This is a genomic window from Hyphomicrobiales bacterium (assembly GCA_016710435.1).
Taxonomy (GTDB): Bacteria; Pseudomonadota; Alphaproteobacteria; order Rhizobiales; family Aestuariivirgaceae; genus Aestuariivirga.
Window position 1 is genome coordinate 952,501 of sequence record JADJVV010000001.1, and the last position, 19,718, is coordinate 972,218.

The following is a 19,718-nucleotide window of genomic DNA, read 5'->3' on the forward strand; positions in this document are numbered from 1 at the left end:
ATTTCGTACGGAGGCATCGTCGCCGGAGCGCCGGTGTCCCTCAGTGATGGTGCTTATATGTTCGGCTCCATCGAAGTGTCAAGCGCCCTTTGCAACTTTTTTGAAAAATCTTGTAAGCATATGATTTAGAAGAGATATTTATACTGCTGCAGAGGGAACTCCGGGCCGGCCGGGAGCGGTTGCGGGCAATTTTCTGGCTGGTTGGTCAAAAATCCATGCTGCACATGCACAGTTTAAGGGGCAGCATTTCCCTGTGCCGCCGAAAGGCATCCTGGAATCGTCCTGTTATGGTTAACGGAATAGCAACCGCGAGGCTCCACACTGGTGTTTGGACTGGGAGGGGGCAACCTTCCGCTCCAGCGGCCAGCTGCTGAAAAGGGGGGTTGGCCGAAACGGTTGACAGGCTAACCCCCCCGCGGGCATTCTGCACCGCAACGGGGCGATCGACCATCAACCACAACCATACTGCGGTTGGTGGGGTCTGTCGGCCTTTTGCTTGAATACAGGAATTTCGCCCGGTCGCGGCACCGGGTTCTCAAGGCGGGAGCGAGTTGAGTTGAGAGAGCAAGGCGATAAGGACGTCCGCAGACCGCGCCCCAGGGCTCCCCGCGCCAGCCTTGTCCCGATTGATCAGGATTTCGAGGCCATTGATCTCGAAACATCGTTCCTTGAAGACTCCCATCACCATCGCTGGCTTCTCACTACCTGCATCGCCGGTATCGCGGCCACCCTGCTGATTGGCGGCGTGACCCTTGGCATTTTCGGGCAGAACGCCGTTCCCATGGGCGCCAACGCGGCGATTTCATCCGTGGACGGACAATCGGCCAAGGCGCTCCGCAACACCAATCTCCAGACTGCCTCGACAGGCCCTGCAACGGAAGTGCTGCCCGAGCGTGAACTGCAGGGAAACTGGTCTTATCCCGAGATTTCCGAGGCCGAACTGCCCTATGGCGAGCAGGAAACGGCCGTTCTCGACGCTGAAATCGAGGCCGTCGAAAGCGAAAACGAAAACATCACAACCATCACCAAGTCACCACCGCCCGAACCGGTCGACGAAAAATTCGTCCTCGCCAAGGGCCGTCAGATCATGGAAGAGCTGACCGAGCGCGGTGTCTCCAAGGCCGCCGCCCAGGCGCTGGTGAAGTCGATCGAACCGATCCTGCCCCTCGGCATGATCAAGGCCGGCACCGAATTCGAAGTCACGCTCGACCGCCAGTATGACTTCTACGGCCGCGAAGTGATCTTCCCCGTGGAACTTTCCTTCAAGCCGGGTCCGAAGGAAACGATTGTCGTTGAAGCCGACGAAGATGGCCGCTTCGATGCCCGTATCGACGGCAAGGGCGACGGCAGCACCTCGCAATACGCCGAGATTCCCAATTTCGTGGCGCGTAACCGCATCGGTGCGAGCCTCTATGCGACCGCCAAGGACAATGCGGTCCCCGACTATATCGTCTCGGAATTCACCCGCATCTTCTCCTACGATGTCGATTTCCAGCACCAGTTGGAACCGTCTGATTCCTATGAAATGCTGTTCGGCAAGCCACTCACCGGCTCTTCCAGCAAGCGCAAGGTGCTGCACTACGCCAAGCTGAATTTCGACGGCAAGACGCAGACGTATTTCCGGTTCACCACCTCCGACGGTCACACCGATTACTTCGACGAGAACGGCCGCAGCGCATCACGTGCCCTGTTGAAGACGCCGGTATCTGGCGCGCGCCTGACCTCGGGCTTTGGCATGCGCCGCCATCCGCTGCTGCGCTATTCGAAGATGCACACCGGCGTCGATTTCGGTGCGCCCACGGGAACGCCGATCCGTGCTGCAGGCTCTGGTGTTGTCGATCTCGCGGGCCGCCATGGCACCTATGGGATCGCCGTCGTTCTCAAGCACGGAGCCAAGTACAAGACCCTCTACGCCCACATGTCCCGCCTCGCCGCCGGCGTCCGTTCGGGCGCCCGCGTGAACCAGGGCCAGGTGATCGGCTATGTCGGCACCACCGGCCGCTCCACCGGCCCGCATCTGCACTACGAAGTCCGCGTCAATGACCGTCCGGTGAACCCGACCGCGATCAAGGCCACCGGTGGCCGTCAGCTGGCCGGCAAGGATTTGCAGAGCTTCCGTTCGACGAAGCAACGCGTGCTCGCCATGATGCAGTCCGCCCCGTCGTCCTCGCAGGTCGCCCAGGCAGGCCAGTAACGCTCCGCGCCCACAACCGAAGGCGCAAGCAGAGTCTCGGTGCTAGAGCGCCAATCGCGTGCGAATCGTTTTCGTCAGGTTTTGCGCCGCCAGTCTGTGGCTTTCCCGGATGTAATCACACAGAGCGGCGTCGTCCATGCTGCGGGAATCAGTGCGCTGCAGCCACAGCATGCCCCTTGACGCGAGATAGGGCGCAGGCCGCAGGCCTGGCTGTTCCTTCAGAAGGTCAAAGCTCATCTGTGAACATTTGAAGGTAACGTGCAGGCCCTTGGCGCCTTCATCCCACGCAATGGCAAAGACCTTGCCCTTCGCGCCACCCACCTTCCAGACAAGAGCGCCGCCCCACTGCACCACGTGAAACGTGTGCGGCAGGGCGGCGCAAAAAGCATTGTAGCGAGCTGGCGTCATGCCGCCAGGTTAGGCGAAGCTCAGTGCAGCGTCACCACGTTGCTGGGGGCGGGCGTTTCGCCATCCACCATGCCGTTGATGGCGATCTTGCCGTTGACGACCGTCACATCAACCGCTGCCCCGTCCTTCACGCGGCCGGCAAGAATGGCCTCCGCCAGCGGATCCTGCACCGCCTTCTGGATCACGCGCTTCAGCGGGCGCGCGCCATAGGCCGGATCATAACCCTTGTCGGAGAGCCACGTCCGCGCCTCGTCGGAGAGCTTGAGATCGATCTTCCGGTCGCTCAGCAGCTTCTGCAGCCGCACCATCTGGATGTCGACGATCGCACCCATGTGCTGCCGCTTCAGCCGGTGGAACAGGATGATCTCGTCCACGCGGTTGAGGAATTCCGGACGGAAGGCCCGCTTCACGACCTCCATCACGTCATCGCGCACGTCATCCACGTCCTGTTCCTCGCCGAGCCGGACAAGGTGTTCAGAGCCGAGGTTCGACGTCATGATGATCAACGTATTCTTGAAGTCCACCGTGCGGCCCTGGCCATCGGTCAGGCGGCCGTCATCGAGCACCTGCAGAAGCACGTTGAACACGTCCGGATGCGCCTTCTCGATCTCGTCGAACAGCACGACCTGATAAGGCCGCCGCCGCACCGCTTCGGTGAGGGCACCACCCTCGTCGTAGCCGACATAGCCCGGAGGCGCGCCAATCAGCCGCGAAACCGCATGTTTCTCCATGTATTCCGACATGTCGATCCGCACCATGGCGTGTTCATCATCGAACAGGAACGATGCCAGCGCCTTGGTCAGCTCCGTCTTGCCCACGCCCGTTGGGCCAAGGAACATGAAGGAGCCGATGGGCCGGTTGGGATCCTGCAATCCCGCCCGCGCGCGCCGCACTGCCGTTGCAACCGCGGCCACCGCATCGGATTGCCCGACCACGCGCTTCGCCAGCGCCTGCTCCATCTGGAGCAGCTTCTCGCGTTCGCCTTCCAGCATCTTGTCCACGGGAATGCCGGTCCAGCGCGAAATCACCTGGGCGATATGCGTGTCCGTGACAGCCTCTTCCACCAGCTTGTGGCCGGACCCCTCCTCGGAAGCCTTCAGCTTCTTTTCCAGTTCGGGGATGCGCGAATAGGCAAGCTCACCCGCGCGGGCGAAATCACCCTTGCGCTGTGCCTGCTCCAACTGCGTGCGGGCCTGGTCAAGTTCGTCCTTCAGCTTTGACGACGCGGCAAGGCGGTCCTTCTCCTCCTGCCACTTGCGCGTCAGGGCGGCGGACTTTTCTTCAAGCCCGGCAAGTTCCTTCTCGAGCTTGCCGAGACGGTCCTTCGAGGCGGCGTCGTCTTCCTTCTTCAATGCCTCGCGCTCGATCTGCAGCTGCATGATGCGGCGGTCGTATTCGTCCAGCTCCTCCGGCTTCGAATCAACCTGCATGCGCAGCCGCGAGGCCGCCTCGTCCATCAGGTCGATGGCCTTGTCCGGCAGGAAGCGGTCGGTGATGTAGCGGTTGGAGAGTGTCGCCGACGCCACGATCGCCGCATCGGTGATGCGCACGCCATGATGCAGTTCATACTTCTCCTTGATGCCGCGCAGGATGGAGATCGTATCCTCAACCGTGGGCTCGCTCACGAAGACCGGTTGGAAACGCCGCGCCAGGGCGGCATCCTTCTCCACGTGCTTGCGGTATTCATCGAGCGTGGTGGCGCCCACGCAATGCAATTCGCCCCGTGCCAATGCCGGCTTCAGGAGGTTGGAGGCATCCATCGCCCCTTCCGACTTGCCAGCGCCCACAAGCGTGTGCATTTCATCGATGAACAGGATGATGCCGCCGTTGGAGGACGTGACCTCTGACAGAACCGCCTTCAGCCGCTCCTCGAATTCACCGCGATACTTGGCACCTGCAATGAGTGCGCCCATGTCGAGCGCCATGAGCTTCTTCTCTTTCAGGCTCTCCGGCACGTCACCCTTGATGATGCGCAGTGCCAGCCCTTCGGCAATCGCCGTCTTGCCGACGCCGGGTTCACCGATCAGCACGGGATTGTTCTTGGTGCGCCGCGACAGTACCTGGATGGTGCGGCGGATTTCCTCGTCGCGCCCGATCACCGGATCGAGCTTGCCCGATTGCGCCGCTTCGGTGAGGTCGCGCGCGTATTTCTTCAGCGCGTCATAGCCCTGCTCGGCCGACGCCGTGTCGGCGGTCCGGCCCTTGCGAATATCGTTGATGGCGGTGTTGAGACCCTGCGCCGTCACATTGGCGGCCTTCAGCGCCTTTGCGGCCTCGCTCTGCTCCAGCGCCAGCGCCTGCAACAGGCGCTCCGCCGTCACAAAGGAATCACTCGCCTTCGTGGCAAGCTTCTGCGCGGCATCAAAGACGCGCGCCATTTCAGGGGCGAGATAGACTTGCCCCGCACCTCCGCCCGAGACCTTGGGCTGGCGGGCGATGGCCGCTTCCGTTTCACGGAGCGCCAGGCGCGGATCGCCACCCGCCGCGCGGATCAATCCGGCGGCCAGGCATTCTTCGTCATCCAGCAGCACCTTCAGAAGGTGTTCCGGGGTGAACCGCTGGTGGCCTTCGCGCAGGGCGAGCGCCTGTGCGGACTGGATGAAACCCTGCGACCGCTCGGTGTATTTCGAAAAATCCATATGTACTCTCCTCCTCGGCACGTTCCCCCGGAGCCTCGAAAGCACCCCCAGGAACGCCGTCAACGGCTGAACTTCACGTTCATATGGGGAGGCGTTTTGCGGGCACAACTCCCCCTGCGGCGGCGGGGCGCAGTTTGATCCCGGTCATGTGGGCATGGCGCCGGATTGCGCTAGGATGGAGAGGCCCATTCCCTGGAGATGCCATGCCCCTCGACCTGCAGCAGCCGGACCCGCGCCGCGATCCCACCGGCATCGATGCCTTCAAGCCGGCAGAGGTGGCCAAGCGGATTGAGGACGCTGGTGCCACCAAGGCCGCCCTCCATGCCCTGCCGCTTGCGGTTCTCTCGGTCATGGCGGGGATCTTCATTGCCCTCGGCGCCGCCGCCTTCACGGCGGTCGTGACCGGCACGGACCTCGCCTACGGCCCCACGCGCTTCCTCGGCGGGCTGGTGTTCTCGCTCGGCCTCGTGCTGGTCGTGGTGGCTGGTGCGGAGCTGTTCACCGGCAACGCCCTCATCGTCATGGCCTGGGTTGATCGCAAGGTGAGCACCTCGGCCCTCCTGCGCAACTGGGCCTTCGCCTTTGCCGGAAATCTCGTGGGCGCGCTCATTATCGTCGCACTGATGAAGGCGTCGGGATTGTTCGGCGGCCCGCCAGGTGAAACCGCGCGCAAGATTGCACTGGCAAAAATCTCGATCAGCTTCCCCGAAGCTCTCGTGCGCGGCATTCTCTGCAACATGATGGTCTGCCTCGCCGTATGGCTGACCGTGGCCGCGCGCAGTGCCGCCGACAAGATCCTGGCCATCCTCCTGCCGATCGCGGGCTTCGTACTGCTCGGCTACGAGCATTCCATCGCCAACATGTATCTGATCGCCGCAGGCTGGGCTGCGGGCGCGGATGTGTCGCTGTCCGGCTATCTCGGCAATCTCGTGCCCGTCACCATAGGAAACATCATCGGCGGTGCGGGCGGAGTGGCCCTCACCTACCGGCTAGCCTATGGACCGATGAAGTGATCAAGCGCCTGTACCGCATGAATGGCGGTACAAGCTGATCTCACTCGTCGCCGGTCACGGGCTCGTTGGGTGTCACGCCCTCTTCCCCGTAGCGGGGACGGCGCGCCCGCGGGCGGCGCTCGGGCGGGCTGGCTTCAGGGGTTTCGGCATCGCTGCCACTGCTGACCGCCGGCACGGGCCGCTTGAGGAAGGACGGAGCCTCCCAGTCACCGCCGCTCTCGGCTGCGGGAGCGGCATCGGCATTGCGGTCACGGCGCGGCGCGCGCTCGGCGCGTTCGGGCCGTTCATTCCGCTCGGGGCGTTCAGGACGTTCCGGACGCTCGGCGCGGTCACCCTCATCGCCAACGGCTTCCGCCGGAGCGGCGCCTTCACGCGGTTCGGCATTACGGTCGCCACGGCGCGGCCAGCGATTGCGGAAGCGCCCGCCCTGCTGGTCACGGTTCCCCTGGTCGCGTCCGCCTTCGCGGTTGTCGCGGCTGCGGAAGGGACGGGCCTGGCCTTGGCCGGAGTCTTCGCCCGGTGCAGCTTCGCCTTCGGCGGCGGCACCTTCGGCAGGGGCAGTCTCGCCGCCTTCTGCGCCTTCAGCCACGGTCTCGGCCGCATCGTCGTCGGCCTCCGCCGGTTCCAGGTCTTCCACGTCCTCGTCGAGGCGGCGCGGAAACTGGATGGGCTGGCCCGCAGGCTGTGCGGCAAGCCAGAGGCGATAATAGTGGTCGGCGTGCTGGTAATAGCTCTCGGCCATCACGCGGTCGCCAGATGACGCCGCATCACGTGCCAACTGCATGTACTTTTCCGCAATTGTCTGGGGAGTGCCCCGCAGCTTCACGTCGGGTCCGTTGGAATCGAGCACCCTGTTGCCCGGATTGCCACCACCGCTGCCGCCACCACCGCCACTGTGACGGTTGCGATTGCGGTTGCGGTTACGATTCTTGAAATTGTTCTGTCCGGGTCTCATCGGGGGTTCCTAATGCCACACGCAATCCTCAGCCGGCGCGCACGCGTGCAACGTCCGGTTTGGCTGGATGCGAGTCAGTGGTCACAATGACTGGGCAATCATGTTGTCCTGCTTGCAGACCCCCGCCGCCGCCGTACGTGACCTTATCGGGCACATTCATCGCCTGGTCTGTACGCTGGGATACGGATTTCGCTGGTTTTCGGAAGCAAAACCCGGCTCTTTCGGCTGAACAGTCTCAAAAGGCAGGGGATACAAGGCTTAGATAGCGGAAACCTTCTCCGATTCCAAGGGATTTTGAAGACTGGCCGCCCAGTCTCGGCTGCGTCAAGAGAGAGCAGCGAATTGCAGCGCCCGCACATGCCCGCCCAGGTCCAGCCGCTCCGCCGTCAGGACAAGGCCTGCCGCGGAGAAGAGGGCAGCGACATCGGCCCGTTGGCCCGCGCCGATTTCGACGATGATCCGGCCCCCGGCAGCGAGGTGCGCAGCAGCCCCGGAGGCAATCGCCCGGTAGCAGGACAAACCATCCGGACCGCCCGCCAGGGCGAGGTGCGGGTCATGCGCGCGCACATCCGGTTCCAGTGCGGCGATCTCGCCCGCAGGAATGTAAGGCGGATTGGACACGATGAGGTCAAAGCGGCCCGCCACGCCGGAAAACCAGTCGCCTTGCACCAGGGTGATCCGCGTATTCACACCAAGGCGTTCCGCATTCTCCGCAGTCACGGCCAGCGCCGCCGCAGAGAGGTCAACTGCGACGCCGGTCACATCAGGCCATTCCGCCAGCAGCGTGCAGATGATGGCGCCGCTCCCGCTGCCCAGATCAAGCACCCGGCCACCGGGTCCGGCTCGTAGCTCCAAAGCGAGATCAATCAGCGTCTCCGTATCGGCCCGCGGGTCGAGAACGTCCGCCGTCACCTTGAACAGGCGGCCGTAGAAATCGCGCTGCCCGAGGATTTTCGAAACGGGTTCACGGGCCAGGCGCCTCGCCAGAAACTGATCGAATCGCCGCGCCTGCTCCGGCGTCAACACCTGACGGTCTGCGCTGATCACGCCCGCATGGTCGAGGTCCATGACAGCCTGCAGCAGGAGCCGCACATCGAGCGCAGCATCGGGACTGTCGGCGGCAACGAGCAGCGCCCGGCCCCGCGCCAGCGCCATGGCCACGGTTTCAGCCCCGGGCATCCTCGGCCGCCAGCAGTTCTGCCTGATGATGCGAGATGAGCGCCGAGATCACATCCTCCAGCGCCGGCCCTTCCATGATCTCCGGCAATTTGTAGAGCGTGAGGTTGATGCGATGATCGGTCAGCCGCCCTTGCGGAAAATTATAGGTGCGGATGCGCTCCGACCGGTCGCCCGAACCCACCTGCCCCTTGCGCGTGGCGCTGCGCTCGGAATCGATGCGCTCCCGCTCGATTTCATAGAGGCGCGCCCGCAACAGCTTCATCGCCATGTTCTTGTTCTTGAGCTGCGACTTCTCGGTCTGCTGGGCCACCGCAAGGCCCGTCGGGATATGGGTGACGCGCACCGCGCTGTCGGTGGTGTTGACGGATTGTCCGCCCGGACCTGAGGACCGGTACACGTCGATCCGCAAATCCTTGTCCTCGATCTTGATGTCCACCTCTTCCGCTTCCGGAAGCACCGCCACTGTCGCGGCGGAGGTGTGGATGCGCCCCTGCGTCTCGGTGTTCGGCACGCGCTGCACCCGGTGCACGCCCGATTCGAACTTCAGCTTGGCATAGGCGCCCGCGCCATAGATGTTGGCGATCACTTCCTTGTAGCCACCGTGCTCGCCATCACTGGCGGAGATCACTTCGACGCGCCAGTTCTGCGCGGCGGCATAGCGCTGGTACATGCGGAACAGGTCACCGGCAAAGATCGCCGCTTCATCGCCGCCCGTTCCCGCCCTCACCTCAAGAATGACGTTGCGCTCGTCGGCCGCGTCCTTGGGCAACAGCAGCAGCCGCATGTGGTGTTCGAGTGCGGAAATCTTCTCCGCCAGGACGGGACGTTCGTCGCCGGCCATGGCCGCAAGTTCGCCACCGGCGGCGATCATTTCATCGAGACCCTTCATCTCGCCATAGGCGTCGCGCAATTCCTGCGCGGCCTTGGCGGCGGGCTCCAGTTCGGCATAGTCCTTGGAGAGCTTGACGAAGGCTTCGCCCGTGGCTCCGCTCGACAGGCCGTGTTCAACGGCCGCGAAGCGTTCAATGATGCGGTCAAGTTTTTCGGGAGGGAGGGCAGCCATATGGGCCGCTCTCTACAATCATCTGTGGGCGGTATCAAACCAGATCGTCACCGGCCCGTCGTTGACCAGTTGGACCTTCATGTCGGCTCCGAAGACACCCCGCGCCACCGCAAGCCCCGTGGCAGCGAGGTCCTGGCAGAAGATATCGTAGAGCTGCTCGCCCTCTGCGGCGGGAGCCGCGGCGGAAAAGCCGGGGCGGTTGCCGCTTTCACAGCCGTTGGCGGCAAGGGTGAACTGGCTGACCGCGAGCACAGCGCCGCCGACGGCCGGCAGCGCAAGGTTCATCTTTCCGGCGTCATCACGAAAAATGCGGCAGGCCGAGATCTTCCGCGCCAGCCACCGGGCATCATCGGCGCGATCACCTTGCATGGCACACACGAGCACGAGAAAGCCGCGCCCGATCTCACCCGTGATCCGGCCATCAACGGTGACGCGCGCCTCCGAGACACGCTGCACCAGCGCCCGCACGAAAAGAGCCTCAGCCCTTGGCGGCGAGTGCCTTGGGGTCAAGCGGTTCGGCCGCGAGCAGCGAACCGGGCTGGCCCAGCACGCCCTTTTCCACGCCATCAATGGCAAACACGAGAGCACCGCCGTCCTGTGCAATGGCAACGAGGCCATCGCGGTTGGGCACGCGGTAGGTGTCACCGGGATTAAGCATCTGCGTGGCGACGCGATTGCCCTGGCCATCCTCGATGAGGAGCCAGATTGCCTTGGTCGCCGTCAGCACCACATGGACGTCTGCATCCTGGCTGCCGAAGACCTTGCCCTGCCCCGTTGTCACAGGGGCGATGTCAGCGGGCTTGCTGGTTGTGGCGACCGTGGCCGGGTCTGCATCGCCGACCTGTTCGGCAATGAAGGCACCAAGATCGCCCGTGCCTTCGCCATCGGGCAGTGCAGCCTGGTCGGCTTCGGTTTCACCCTGGCCCGGCATGGGGGTGTCAACGGCGGGCGCCGCATCCGCTGTCGCATCGGTGGGGATCGCCGTTTCCGAAACCTTCACATCGGCCGCATCGGGACCGGTCGTGGCGGTAGGCATGGGGTCGCTCGCCGATGCCATCTCCTGCAGGGCAGGGGCATCGGAAGAACCGGTGAACATGTAGGCGCTGCCCGAAACCAGCAACACCGCCAGCACCGCCGAGGCGATGAGGCCGTTCCGCCCGCCCGGCACCTTGGGCATCGGCGGCAGCTTGATCGACTTGAAATCGAGCGAAGGGATTTTCGGGAACTTGCCGAAGGGCAGGATCTTGGCACTCATCATCGGCCCGGGATTGGCCGGGTGCCGGCGTGGCGCCACTTCCGGCATGGGCAGGAACGAGGCGTAGTGGTGCAGCAGGGGATCAGGATCAAAGCCGAGGAAATCCGCATAGGCCGCGATCATTTCCAGCGCCTCAAGTCGGGGCGGCATGTGGGTCATGTCGCCGTATTCGATTGCTTCCACGTGATAGGGGTGAATGCCCGTGCAGGCGGCGACATCATCGAGCGACAGGCCGCGCGCCATGCGTTCGCGTTCCAGATACCAACCGGCCTCGCCCGCAGGGTCCATCAGGCCATCGGGCTTGTCGCGCAATGCCATGTGGGCCTCGGCAGCTTCGCCAGATGCGTGTGTGTGATGCGTGTCGGAAGAAGTATGGTCCATGGCCTTGTCACCCCCGGCAATTTGAGTTGCCGCGTTAATCTCTGAATAACCAGTTCGGAGAATGGCCAAGAATGGTGAATGATGCCCTAACGCACGGGCCATTCAGTGAGATTTTGCGTTTGATATCGATCAATGCGGGAACTTTCCCCGGCGGCCACAGTCCGCGGGAAGCCAATGGAGATTTCCTGAATGAAGGACGAAACCCGCAAGACTTGGATCGTGATCGCCGACGGTGGCCATGCCCGCATCCTGCTCAACAAGCACCGGGATGAAGGCGTGAGCGAATTGCCGCTGGTGAACAAGCACGACCCCCGCCTTGCCCACCATCACGCCGAACTGGCCGCTGGCGTGCACCACGCCGTCGCCCACAAGCCATCGCCCGAGAAGCGGGGAGAGGACAAGTTCCTCTCTACCCTTGCCGACACGGTGCAGACCGGTGTGGCGAAGAAGGAATGCGACCAGGTCATGCTGGTGGCGCCCGCCGTCGCCATGGGTGTGTTGCGCAAGGCCCTGAGCAAGGACACCCACAAGCACATCATCGCCGAGATCATCCACGACTATACGCACCAGGACAACGCGACCATCTGGAAACACGTGAAAGACAAGTTGCCGCTCTGAAGCAACTTGGGGGCGTACCTTCCCGGACCGGGGTGAAAAGGAAGGTACTTTGAACCTCCCGCAGGGGGCTGCGGGGGGTTTTCTTTTTTAGATGCTCACCGCGTTGCGGTTGGCGAATTCCATCAGGTCGGCGCGTAGCGAATGAAGCGGCGAGCGCAGCAGCGGCTCCATGAACGTCCACAATTTCTGCTGATCCAGCGAGCGGATCATGGCCTTCACCGGGCCGACGCCAGACGGCACCATGCTCATGGACGCCATGCCGATGCCGACAAGGCCCATGGCCTCGAGCGGACGCCCGCCCAGTTCACCGCACAGCGTCACCTTCTTGCCGTGCTGGCGCCCCTTCTCCACGATCATGCGCATGGCTGAAAGTGCTGCGGGCGAGAGCGGATCATAGCGGCCTGCCAGACGCGGGTTGCCGCGGTCCGAGGCAAAGAGGAACTGCACCAGGTCATTGGAGCCGATGGAGGCGAAGTCCACCAGCGGCAGGAGATGATCGAGCTGCCAGATGAGCGACGGAATTTCGATCATCACGCCGATCTTGATGCTTTTGGGCAGCGCATGCTTGCGCCCCGTGAGGTAAGCCACTTCCTTGTCCACTGCCGCCTTTGCCTGGCGGAATTCATCCACGTCGGCGATCATCGGGAACATGATGCGCAGATCCTGGCCGACGCCTGCCATCAGCATGGCGCGGAGTTGCAGCCGCAACAGCGCCGGACGGTCGAGCGCCATGCGGATCGAGCGCCATCCCAGCGCCGGGTTTTCCTCGCGCGGCTGGCGCAGATACGGCAGCGTCTTGTCGGCACCGATGTCGAGCGTGCGGAAGACCACCGGCTTGCCCTTGGCGTGATCGAGGATCTGCGCGTAGTGGCGCATCTGTGACGACAGGCGCGGGAAGCGCTGCGCCATCATGAACTGCAATTCGGTCCGGTAGAGGCCAACGCCCACCGCACCCGAATCGTGCAGGTGCGGCAGGTCCACGATGAGCCCGGCATTGATGTTCAGTTCAACCTCGAAACCGTCCTTGGTCACGGCGGGAAGATCACGCAGCGCCGCGAACTGCGCCTGCTTGCGCGCATAGAAGCGCACCTTCTCGCTGTAGGCCCGTTGCAGCTCCTGGCTCGGTCGCACGAAGACTTCACCCGTGCCGCCATCGACGATGATGTCGTCGCCGGGATCAATGAGGTCGATCAGCCCTTCCGCCAGCCCGATGCCGGGGATGCCGAGTGCCCGCGCCACGATGGCGACGTGGCTGGTCTTGCCGCCTTCCTCCAGGATGACGCCGCGGATCTTGCCCCGGTCATAGTCGAGCAATTCCGCCGGACCCATGTTGCGCGCCACCACGATGGCGTTGGCCGGCAGGTCGGTGCGCGAGGCCGTGGCGACCGCTCCCGTGAGAATGCGCAAGAGACGGTTCGACAGGTCGTCGAGATCGTGCATGCGCTCGCGCAGATACTGGTCCTGCATGCGCATCATGCGGGCGCGGTTGTCGTTCTGCACCCGCTCCACCGCTGCTTCCGCCGTGAGGCCGGTCTGCACCGCATCGCGCAAACGGTTCACCCAGCCCTTGTCGTGGGCGAACATGCGGATCGTCTCCAGCACGTCGGAATAATCCGTGGCCCGCATGGCATCCGAACCATCGAGAAGTTCATCGACCTGTGCCCGCAACTGCTCGATGGCGCCTTCCAGCCGCTTCAACTCCTTGGGGATGCTTTCCGCGATCAGGTTCTCGATTTCGACGCGGGGCTCGTGCAGCACCACCTGGCCCAGCGCAATGCCTTCAGCCAGCGTGTCGAAGCGCAGGTTGTGACTGCGCATGTGAGCGACGTCGATCGCCGTCTCGCGCGCCACTTCCTGCAGGTCGCCGGATGCGATGACCTCGGCCAGCACCATGGCCGTGGTCTGCAGCGCCTCTTCTTCCTCCTCGGAATAATTGCGCTTGGTGCGGTTCTGCACCACCAGCACGCCGATGACGGCGCCGCCCCGCATCACCGGCACGCCGAGGAAGGACTGGTAGATTTCTTCGCCCGTTTCGGGAAGGTATTTGAAGGCCGGGTGGGTCTGGGCGTCGGAAAGATTCAGGCCAATGGCCTGTTCGCCGATGAGGCCGACGAGGCCTTCACCGGTCTTCAGCTTCGACTTGTGGACGGCCTCCGCCTTCAGGCCCTCAGACGCGTAGAGTTCCAGCACGTTGCCGGGGCGCATCACATAGATCGAGCACACCTCCGCCACCATGTTGGCGGCGATGATCATGACGATCTTGTCGAGTTTGGCCTGCGCTGTCTCCGGCTCCGCCATCACTTCCCGGAGCCGTCTGAGGAGGACACGCGGGCCGAGTGTGGCACTGACCATGAGACGTGTCCTTAGGGGCGCTTGTAACGGTAATGCATGACGCCGGCCCTGTGCCCGATGCTGCGCCATGCCGCGGCTTTGAAGACCGGGCAGACAGGAGCAATGCGGGGGCGGACGTGATTCATGCCTTACTTCTTGTCCAATCCATAGGCCTGATGCAAGGCCCGCACGGCGAGTTCCGTGTAGGCTTCGTCGATCAGCACCGAGACCTTGATTTCCGAGGTGGTGATGGCCTGGATGTTGATGCCCTTGTCAGCCAGCGACTTGAACATGCGCGCTGCGACGCCCGCATGACTGCGCATGCCGATGCCCACGACCGAAATCTTGGCGACGTCGGCGGAATGCACCACGTCCTCGAAGCCGACCTTGGACTTCATGCTGTTGATCACTTCGATGGCCTTGCGCAGATCCTTGCGCGCCAGCGTGAAGGTGATGTCGGTGTAGGCGCCATCCGGCGACAGGTTCTGGACGATCATGTCCACGCTGATGTCGGCTTCCGCCAGCGGTCCGAAGATGCCTGCCGAGACGCCCGGCTGGTCCTTGACACGGCGGATCGAGACCTTGGCCTCGTCGCGCGAATAGGCGATTCCGCTCACAACATGCTGTTCCACGATCTTGTCCTCATCGCAAACGATTGTTCCGGGGCCCGTGCCGTCGGGCTTGTTCTGGTTCGGCGAGTCCGGCGGTTCGAAGGACGAACGCACCTGCAGCGGAACCTTGTATACCATGGCAAGCTCCACCGAGCGCGTTTGCAGGACCTTGGCACCGAGCGAGGCCTGCTCCAGCATTTCTTCGTAGGAGATGCGGTTGAGCTTCTGCGCCCCCGTCACGATGCGGGGGTCGGCTGTATAGACGCCGTCGACGTCGGTGTAGATGTCACAGGCCGCTTCCAGCGCCGCCGCCACTGCAACGGCAGAGGTGTCCGAGCCCCCGCGGCCAAGGGTCGAGACGCGCTTGTCCGGGCCGATGCCCTGGAAGCCGGTGATCACCGCGACCTGCCCCTGCTCCATGCGCTTCAGGATTTCTGCGCCGTTGATGGCCGTCATGCGGGCAGCGCCGTGGACACCATCGGTCTCGATCGGGATCTGCCAGCCGGACCACGAGCGCGCCGGGATGCCCATGTCCTGCAGGACGATGGCGAGAAGACCCGCCGTGATCTGTTCACCGGTGGAGACGATCGCATCATATTCGCGGGCATCGTGGACGGCGGCGGCCTGGCGGCACCACTCCACAAGCTGGTTGGTCGTGCCGGCCATTGCGGAGACGACCACCGCGACATGATTGCCGGCCTTGACTTCCCGTTCCACGTGGCGGGCGACATTGCGGATGCGCTCGATATCCGCAACCGACGTTCCGCCGAACTTCATGACCAAACGGCCCATGGGCCAAATTCCCTCAAATCAGGACGCCGCCGGAAATCAGAACGATTTCGGCCCTTTGCAGGCACCAATCAGGGAATTCCCAGACGCGTCGGGCCGTCTCATAGTGGACGCGGCACCGCGATGCAATATAAGGGCCGGAAATTGGGCCCGAAAAGTTTGGAGAGTCGCGCCATGACCATCGATACAGACGCATCGGGAGCAGCGCCGGGTGCCGCCGCCCCCCACGCCCCCAGCCTCGATCCCGCCGAGGTGGAGAAATTTTCCCGCATGGCCGCCGAATGGTGGAATCCCAAGGGCAAGTTCGGCGTGCTCCACGTCTTCAATCCCGTCCGCCTTGACTACATCCGCGAACAGGTGACGGCCCGCCTTGGCCGTGACCCGCTGCAGCGCCGCCCCTTCGAGGGCCTCCGCATCCTCGACATCGGCTGCGGCGGCGGATTGCTTTGCGAGCCCATGGCCCGTCTCGGCGCCACCGTCGTGGGGGTGGATCCCTCCGAGAAGAACATCAAGACGGCCTCCGTCCACGCCCAGGAAATGGGCCTCTCCATCGACTACCGCGTGGGTCTTGCCGAGGATCTTGCCGCGGCGGACGAACGCTTCGACGTGATCCTCAACATGGAAGTGATCGAGCACGTGGCCGATCCCGCCGCCTATACCCAGGCCTGCCTCTCCATGCTGAAGCCGGGCGGTCTCATGTTCGTCGCGACCATCAACCGCACGGGCAAGTCCTTCGCGCTGGCGATCGTGGGGGCCGAATATGTATTGGGCTGGCTGCCCAAGGGCACTCACCAGTGGGAGAAGTTCATTACGCCCGCTGAACTGAAGGGCTGGCTCACCGGCAACGGCGGCGACGTGAAGGACGAGAGCGGAGTCACCTATCATCCCCTCGCAGGAGACTGGCGGCGCTCGCGCGACATGGGCGTCAACTACATGATGGTGGCGCAGAAGGCCGTCTGAATCAGTTGCGCGTCACGGGCTTGGAGCGGAAGCGCGCCACCGTCTCGCGCTCGGCGCGGCGCATGGCGAGCGGCGGCAGGCCCTTCGCCATCAACTGCAGGTCTTCCAGCACCATCCGCCCCATGTCCTTGAAGGCGGAATCAAGCGCCCCCGCCCGATGGGCCGAGAGCAGGAAATTCTCCAGCTTGCGGACGCGGTGATCGCGCGGCAGCGGCTCTTCCGGGAAGACATCACTCGCGGCCTTGATGTGCCCCCGCGCCACCGCGTCCATGAGCGCGTCAAAATCGACAACCCCAGCCCGGCTGAGCAAGATGAAACTTGCTCCCTTGCGCATGCGGGCAAAGGAGTCCGCGCCGAGGAAGCCGCCGTTTTCCGTGGTGACGGCGGCAAGGACAAAGATGACATCGCTCTGCGTCAGCACCTCGTCGAGGGACGCAGGTTCCATCCCGGCCTCGCGCAACACGCTGTCGGGCAGCCACGGGTCGTGGGCCCGCACCTGCGCGCGGAAGGGCTGCAGCAGGCGGTTGAGCGCCCGCCCGAGGTCGCCGAAGCCGATCAGTCCGATCTCACTCCCCGACAGGAGGCGCGCTTCGCCATTGCCGTCCCCACCCCACAATTCCTCGCCGCGGCGAAACGCCCGGTCTGCGCCTGCAATGTTGCGTTCGAGCGAGAGTGCAAAGCCCAGGCCGATTTCAGCAACCGCCTGGGCAAAGACCTTGCCCGTCGACAGGACGTGGATGCCGCGCATGAAGCACTGGTCATAATCCATGTTGTCGAGGAAATTGGATTCAACGTTGAGCACCGCCTTGAGCCGTTTCGCCTTGGCCAGGAGCTCCGGCGGCAGTGGTGGCTGGCCGATGATGTAGTCAATCTCGCCGATCGTGTTTTCGAGCAGTGCAAGCCCCGCAGTCCCCTCGCCCTCCACGATACGGAAATGGCGGCGCAACAGCGCAAGTTTCTCCGGTGTGAAGATGAGGTCCAGCGAACGCGGTTCGGGGATGGAAAACACGAGGGGGCGTTGATCGGTCATGCCCCATTGTGACGGAACTGCCGGTAGCGATCAATCGCCGCCGGGGGAACGTTTTGACGCGCCGGGGCGTTTAAGCAGACCGGGGGGTCAGCGGAGCGAACCCATGCCAAGATCGCAAGTCCCCGGACAAAGTCCCGCACCCCCGCAACCTGTAGAGCCCGTGGAGGAACGCCCGGGCGTCTCCGTGACCCGCGGCACCCGGCCCAGCATCATGTCGGAGCATCACGCACCGCCTATTGGCAAAGAGGCATTCCCTGCGGGCGAGCAGCCCCGCGCCCGTTCCCACCATCCCTACATGCGTCTGGCGCTGATGGCGCTCCTCTCTTTCATCGTCATGTATTTCCTGATGTACGCCATGGTGGATGTGACCGCGAATGTCTTCAACAGCCTCAACCAGGTCTACATGGCAGGCCTGATGACGGCCCCCATGGTGCTGATCGAACTCGCCCTGATGCATCGCATGTATGGCAACGCCCGCCTCAACGTGCTGTGGGCGGTGCTGGCCTTGCTGGCGGGCATCTTCTTCTGGCTTGGCATTCGCACGCAGACGGCGATCGGCAACGAGCAGTTCCTGCGCTCGATGATCCCCCATCATGCGGGCGCGCTGTTGATGTGCGAAAAAGCGCCGGTAACGGACGAACGCATCCAGGCCCTGTGCCAGCAGATCATCGCAGGCCAGCAGCGTGAAATCGATCAGATGAGGCAGCTGCTCGCAACGCCGCAATAGGCGCGGGATCAATTCCCGTCTTCGGGCAGGCGCGGCAGCGGGTGGACGGCGATCCCCTCTTCGATCAGGGATTTCGCCTCGTCGTGGCTGGCATTGCCGTAGATGCCCCGCTCTTCCGTCTCGCCATAATGGATCTTGCGCGCCTCGTCGGCGAACTTGTCGCCCACGTTCTCGGCGTTCTCCGTCACGTGGCGGCGGATGTCGCGCATCATCGCCATCATCTGCTGCATGCGGGGGTCTGTGCCGCCCGCCACCTTGCGCGCGCCGCCACCATCGCCCGCGCTTTTCTTGGTGGACCGCGCGCCCAACCCCGGCGCCATCAGCTGCTTTTCAACCCGGTTCGAGCCGCAGTGCGTGCATTCCACGAAGCCACGCTTCGCCTGCGTCTCGAACGCCTCGGAGTTCGAGAACCAGCCATCGAATTCATGGCCTTTGTCACAGATGAGATCGTAGCGGATCATGGTGTCGGCCTAGCAATGGCTCATGGTGTTTTCAAGACGAAGTCCCGCGCGTTCCGGAGCGCGGGAATGCGTTGCCGCACCAGCGGGGACTGGGTGGGATCAATCTCGGCCGCAATGACGCAAGGCTCCGTTCCGGCTTCGGCGAGGACCTCTCCCCACGGCGAAATCACGATTGAATGTCCGTAGGTCGCCTTGCCGCCATCGTGGTCTCCGCCCTGCGCCGCGGCCAGCACGAAACTTCCCGTCTCGATCGCCCGCGCCCGCAGCAGCACATGCCAATGCGCCTGCCCCGTGGGCACCGTGAAGGCCGCCGGATAGGCGAGCACCTGCGCACCCGCATTGGCGAGCGCGTTGGCGAGGCGTGGAAAGCGCATATCGTAACAGATGCACAATCCCACCCGGGTGGCGGCAACATCCGCCGCCACCGCTTCCCTGCCCGGCGCGTAGGTGGCAGATTCGCGGTAGCTCTCGCCGTTGGGCAGGTCGATGTCGAAGAGATGTATCTTGTCGTAGCGGGCGATGATGCGGCCATCGGGCGCAAACACCAGACTGCGGTTGGCGATCCGCCCGTCATCGGCCTTCACGGCCACCGACCCCGCATGGAGGTGGATGGAAAGCTCCCGCGCCAGCGCAGAAAACCGCTGCACCAGCGGATCATCGCCTTCGCTCCGCACCTGGGCGCGCAGGCGGTCCTTGTCCGGATCGAAGATGTTGGAGACTTCCGGCGTCTGCACATAGGTGGCGCCCGTGGCGGCGGCCTCACGCACCAGGGCTTCCGCCTCCTTCACGTTGCGGGCGGGATCAACGGACGAGCGCATCTGTACAAGGGCGATCTTCATGGCTCAGGCCACCAGCAGTGAATCGAGCTTGCCAGCCGCATCAAGCGCAAGCAGGTCGTCCGAGCCGCCTACGTGGGTGTCGCCGATGAAGACTTGCGGAACGGTGCGGCGGCCATGGGCGCGTTCCATCATTTGCTGGCGCAGCGCAGGGTCGCCACTCACGTCGATTTCGGTAAAGGGAACGTTCTTGCGCTTCAGCAGGGACTTCGCCCGGTGGCAGTAGCCGCAGAACGGCGTCGTGTAGATTGTAATCTCAGGCATGATC

The 19,718-nt window shown here is 63.7% G+C and carries 18 protein-coding genes; 5 read left to right on the plus strand and 13 right to left on the minus strand.

Going from position 1 to position 19,718, the window contains the following annotated elements:
* Positions 1-556 precede the first annotated feature (556 nt).
* Positions 557-2,194 (plus strand): M23 family metallopeptidase, encoded by a 1,638-nt coding sequence (locus tag IPM06_04635; GenBank protein ID MBK8769697.1) that lies wholly within the window; start codon positions 557-559, stop codon positions 2,192-2,194.
* A gap of 42 nt (positions 2,195-2,236) precedes the next feature.
* Here IPM06_04635 and IPM06_04640 read toward each other — a convergent pair whose 3' ends face one another.
* Together IPM06_04640 and clpB are read right to left on the minus strand one after the other, a co-directional pair.
* The gene (locus tag IPM06_04640; protein MBK8769698.1) at positions 2,237-2,602 is read right to left on the minus strand and encodes an MmcQ/YjbR family DNA-binding protein; all 366 of its coding nucleotides are present in this window, start codon (positions 2,600-2,602) and stop codon (positions 2,237-2,239) included.
* Positions 2,603-2,622: 20 nt separating this feature from the next.
* Positions 2,623-5,241 (minus strand): ATP-dependent chaperone ClpB, encoded by a 2,619-nt coding sequence (gene clpB / locus IPM06_04645; GenBank protein ID MBK8769699.1) that lies wholly within the window; start codon positions 5,239-5,241, stop codon positions 2,623-2,625.
* Between the two features lie 203 nt (positions 5,242-5,444).
* Here clpB and IPM06_04650 point away from each other — a divergent pair, with 203 nt between their 5' ends.
* A complete protein-coding gene (locus IPM06_04650) occupies positions 5,445-6,254 on the plus strand; it encodes a formate/nitrite transporter family protein (protein ID MBK8769700.1) in 810 nt (269 codons plus the stop codon).
* A 40-nt stretch (positions 6,255-6,294) separates the two neighbouring features.
* Here IPM06_04650 and IPM06_04655 read toward each other — a convergent pair whose 3' ends face one another.
* From IPM06_04655 to IPM06_04675, 5 genes are all read right to left on the minus strand, one after another.
* Positions 6,295-7,209 carry a DUF4167 domain-containing protein gene (locus IPM06_04655; protein MBK8769701.1) on the minus strand — a complete coding sequence of 305 codons (915 nt, stop codon included), beginning with the start codon at positions 7,207-7,209 and terminating at the stop codon, positions 6,295-6,297.
* A 324-nt stretch (positions 7,210-7,533) separates the two neighbouring features.
* Positions 7,534-8,364 (minus strand): peptide chain release factor N(5)-glutamine methyltransferase, encoded by an 831-nt coding sequence (gene prmC / locus IPM06_04660; protein ID MBK8769702.1) that lies wholly within the window; start codon positions 8,362-8,364, stop codon positions 7,534-7,536.
* Between the two features lie 10 nt (positions 8,365-8,374).
* Entirely contained in the window at positions 8,375-9,451 is a 1,077-nt protein-coding gene (gene prfA, locus IPM06_04665; protein MBK8769703.1) for a peptide chain release factor 1, read from the minus strand.
* A gap of 18 nt (positions 9,452-9,469) precedes the next feature.
* Positions 9,470-9,919, minus strand: coding sequence for a D-tyrosyl-tRNA(Tyr) deacylase (locus IPM06_04670; GenBank protein ID MBK8769704.1), 450 nt, complete (start codon positions 9,917-9,919; stop codon positions 9,470-9,472).
* A 10-nt stretch (positions 9,920-9,929) separates the two neighbouring features.
* On the minus strand, positions 9,930-11,087 hold the full coding sequence (locus IPM06_04675; GenBank protein ID MBK8769705.1) for a helix-turn-helix domain-containing protein: 1,158 nt from the start codon (positions 11,085-11,087) through the stop codon (positions 9,930-9,932).
* 189 nt (positions 11,088-11,276) lie between these two features.
* Between IPM06_04675 and IPM06_04680 the strand changes: the two genes are divergently transcribed.
* Positions 11,277-11,705 carry a host attachment protein gene (locus IPM06_04680; protein MBK8769706.1) on the plus strand — a complete coding sequence of 143 codons (429 nt, stop codon included), beginning with the start codon at positions 11,277-11,279 and terminating at the stop codon, positions 11,703-11,705.
* 87 nt (positions 11,706-11,792) lie between these two features.
* Here the strand turns inward: IPM06_04680 and ptsP are convergent, their stop codons facing one another.
* Positions 11,793-14,057 (minus strand): phosphoenolpyruvate--protein phosphotransferase, encoded by a 2,265-nt coding sequence (gene ptsP / locus IPM06_04685; GenBank protein MBK8769707.1) that lies wholly within the window; start codon positions 14,055-14,057, stop codon positions 11,793-11,795.
* A gap of 128 nt (positions 14,058-14,185) precedes the next feature.
* Entirely contained in the window at positions 14,186-15,439 is a 1,254-nt protein-coding gene (locus tag IPM06_04690; GenBank protein MBK8769708.1) for an aspartate kinase, read from the minus strand.
* A 171-nt stretch (positions 15,440-15,610) separates the two neighbouring features.
* On the opposite strand from IPM06_04690, the gene ubiG reads away from it, so the two are divergent.
* Positions 15,611-16,396, plus strand: coding sequence for a bifunctional 2-polyprenyl-6-hydroxyphenol methylase/3-demethylubiquinol 3-O-methyltransferase UbiG (gene ubiG, locus IPM06_04695; protein ID MBK8769709.1), 786 nt, complete (start codon positions 15,611-15,613; stop codon positions 16,394-16,396).
* A gap of 1 nt (position 16,397) precedes the next feature.
* On the opposite strand, the gene IPM06_04700 is transcribed toward ubiG, so the two are convergent.
* Complete coding sequence (locus IPM06_04700; protein ID MBK8769710.1) at positions 16,398-17,426, minus strand: hydroxyacid dehydrogenase; 1,029 nt, start codon at positions 17,424-17,426, stop codon at positions 16,398-16,400.
* A gap of 211 nt (positions 17,427-17,637) precedes the next feature.
* Between IPM06_04700 and IPM06_04705 the strand changes: the two genes are divergently transcribed.
* On the plus strand, positions 17,638-18,153 hold the full coding sequence (locus IPM06_04705; protein MBK8769711.1) for a DUF305 domain-containing protein: 516 nt from the start codon (positions 17,638-17,640) through the stop codon (positions 18,151-18,153).
* Positions 18,154-18,161: 8 nt separating this feature from the next.
* Here the strand turns inward: IPM06_04705 and IPM06_04710 are convergent, their stop codons facing one another.
* The 3 genes from IPM06_04710 to grxC are packed head-to-tail and all read right to left on the minus strand — an operon-like array spanning position 18,162 to position 19,714.
* Complete coding sequence (locus tag IPM06_04710; GenBank protein MBK8769712.1) at positions 18,162-18,614, minus strand: DUF1178 family protein; 453 nt, start codon at positions 18,612-18,614, stop codon at positions 18,162-18,164.
* 20 nt (positions 18,615-18,634) lie between these two features.
* A complete protein-coding gene (locus tag IPM06_04715) occupies positions 18,635-19,453 on the minus strand; it encodes a carbon-nitrogen hydrolase family protein (GenBank protein MBK8769713.1) in 819 nt (272 codons plus the stop codon).
* 3 nt (positions 19,454-19,456) lie between these two features.
* On the minus strand, positions 19,457-19,714 hold the full coding sequence (grxC, locus tag IPM06_04720) for a glutaredoxin 3 (GenBank protein MBK8769714.1): 258 nt from the start codon (positions 19,712-19,714) through the stop codon (positions 19,457-19,459).
* Positions 19,715-19,718: the final 4 nt, after the last annotated feature.

What these genes read in the sequence shown, in the direction of transcription:
- IPM06_04640 (MBK8769698.1), bottom strand. Translation starts at nt 2,602, where the DNA reads ATGACGCCAGCTCGCTACAATGCTTTTTGCGCCGCCCTGCCGCACACG.
- clpB (MBK8769699.1), bottom strand. Translation starts at nt 5,241, where the DNA reads ATGGATTTTTCGAAATACACCGAGCGGTCGCAGGGTTTCATCCAGTCC.
- IPM06_04650 (MBK8769700.1), top strand. Translation starts at nt 5,445, where the DNA reads ATGCCCCTCGACCTGCAGCAGCCGGACCCGCGCCGCGATCCCACCGGC.
- IPM06_04655 (MBK8769701.1), bottom strand. Translation starts at nt 7,209, where the DNA reads ATGAGACCCGGACAGAACAATTTCAAGAATCGTAACCGCAACCGCAAT.
- prmC (MBK8769702.1), bottom strand. Translation starts at nt 8,364, where the DNA reads ATGGCGCTGGCGCGGGGCCGGGCGCTGCTCGTTGCCGCCGACAGTCCC.
- prfA (MBK8769703.1), bottom strand. Translation starts at nt 9,451, where the DNA reads ATGGCTGCCCTCCCTCCCGAAAAACTTGACCGCATCATTGAACGCTTC.
- IPM06_04675 (MBK8769705.1), bottom strand. Translation starts at nt 11,087, where the DNA reads ATGGACCATACTTCTTCCGACACGCATCACACACACGCATCTGGCGAA.
- IPM06_04680 (MBK8769706.1), top strand. Translation starts at nt 11,277, where the DNA reads ATGAAGGACGAAACCCGCAAGACTTGGATCGTGATCGCCGACGGTGGC.
- ptsP (MBK8769707.1), bottom strand. Translation starts at nt 14,057, where the DNA reads ATGGTCAGTGCCACACTCGGCCCGCGTGTCCTCCTCAGACGGCTCCGG.
- IPM06_04690 (MBK8769708.1), bottom strand. Translation starts at nt 15,439, where the DNA reads ATGGGCCGTTTGGTCATGAAGTTCGGCGGAACGTCGGTTGCGGATATC.
- ubiG (MBK8769709.1), top strand. Translation starts at nt 15,611, where the DNA reads ATGACCATCGATACAGACGCATCGGGAGCAGCGCCGGGTGCCGCCGCC.
- IPM06_04700 (MBK8769710.1), bottom strand. Translation starts at nt 17,426, where the DNA reads ATGACCGATCAACGCCCCCTCGTGTTTTCCATCCCCGAACCGCGTTCG.
- IPM06_04705 (MBK8769711.1), top strand. Translation starts at nt 17,638, where the DNA reads ATGTCGGAGCATCACGCACCGCCTATTGGCAAAGAGGCATTCCCTGCG.
- IPM06_04710 (MBK8769712.1), bottom strand. Translation starts at nt 18,614, where the DNA reads ATGATCCGCTACGATCTCATCTGTGACAAAGGCCATGAATTCGATGGC.
- IPM06_04715 (MBK8769713.1), bottom strand. Translation starts at nt 19,453, where the DNA reads ATGAAGATCGCCCTTGTACAGATGCGCTCGTCCGTTGATCCCGCCCGC.
- grxC (MBK8769714.1), bottom strand. Translation starts at nt 19,714, where the DNA reads ATGCCTGAGATTACAATCTACACGACGCCGTTCTGCGGCTACTGCCAC.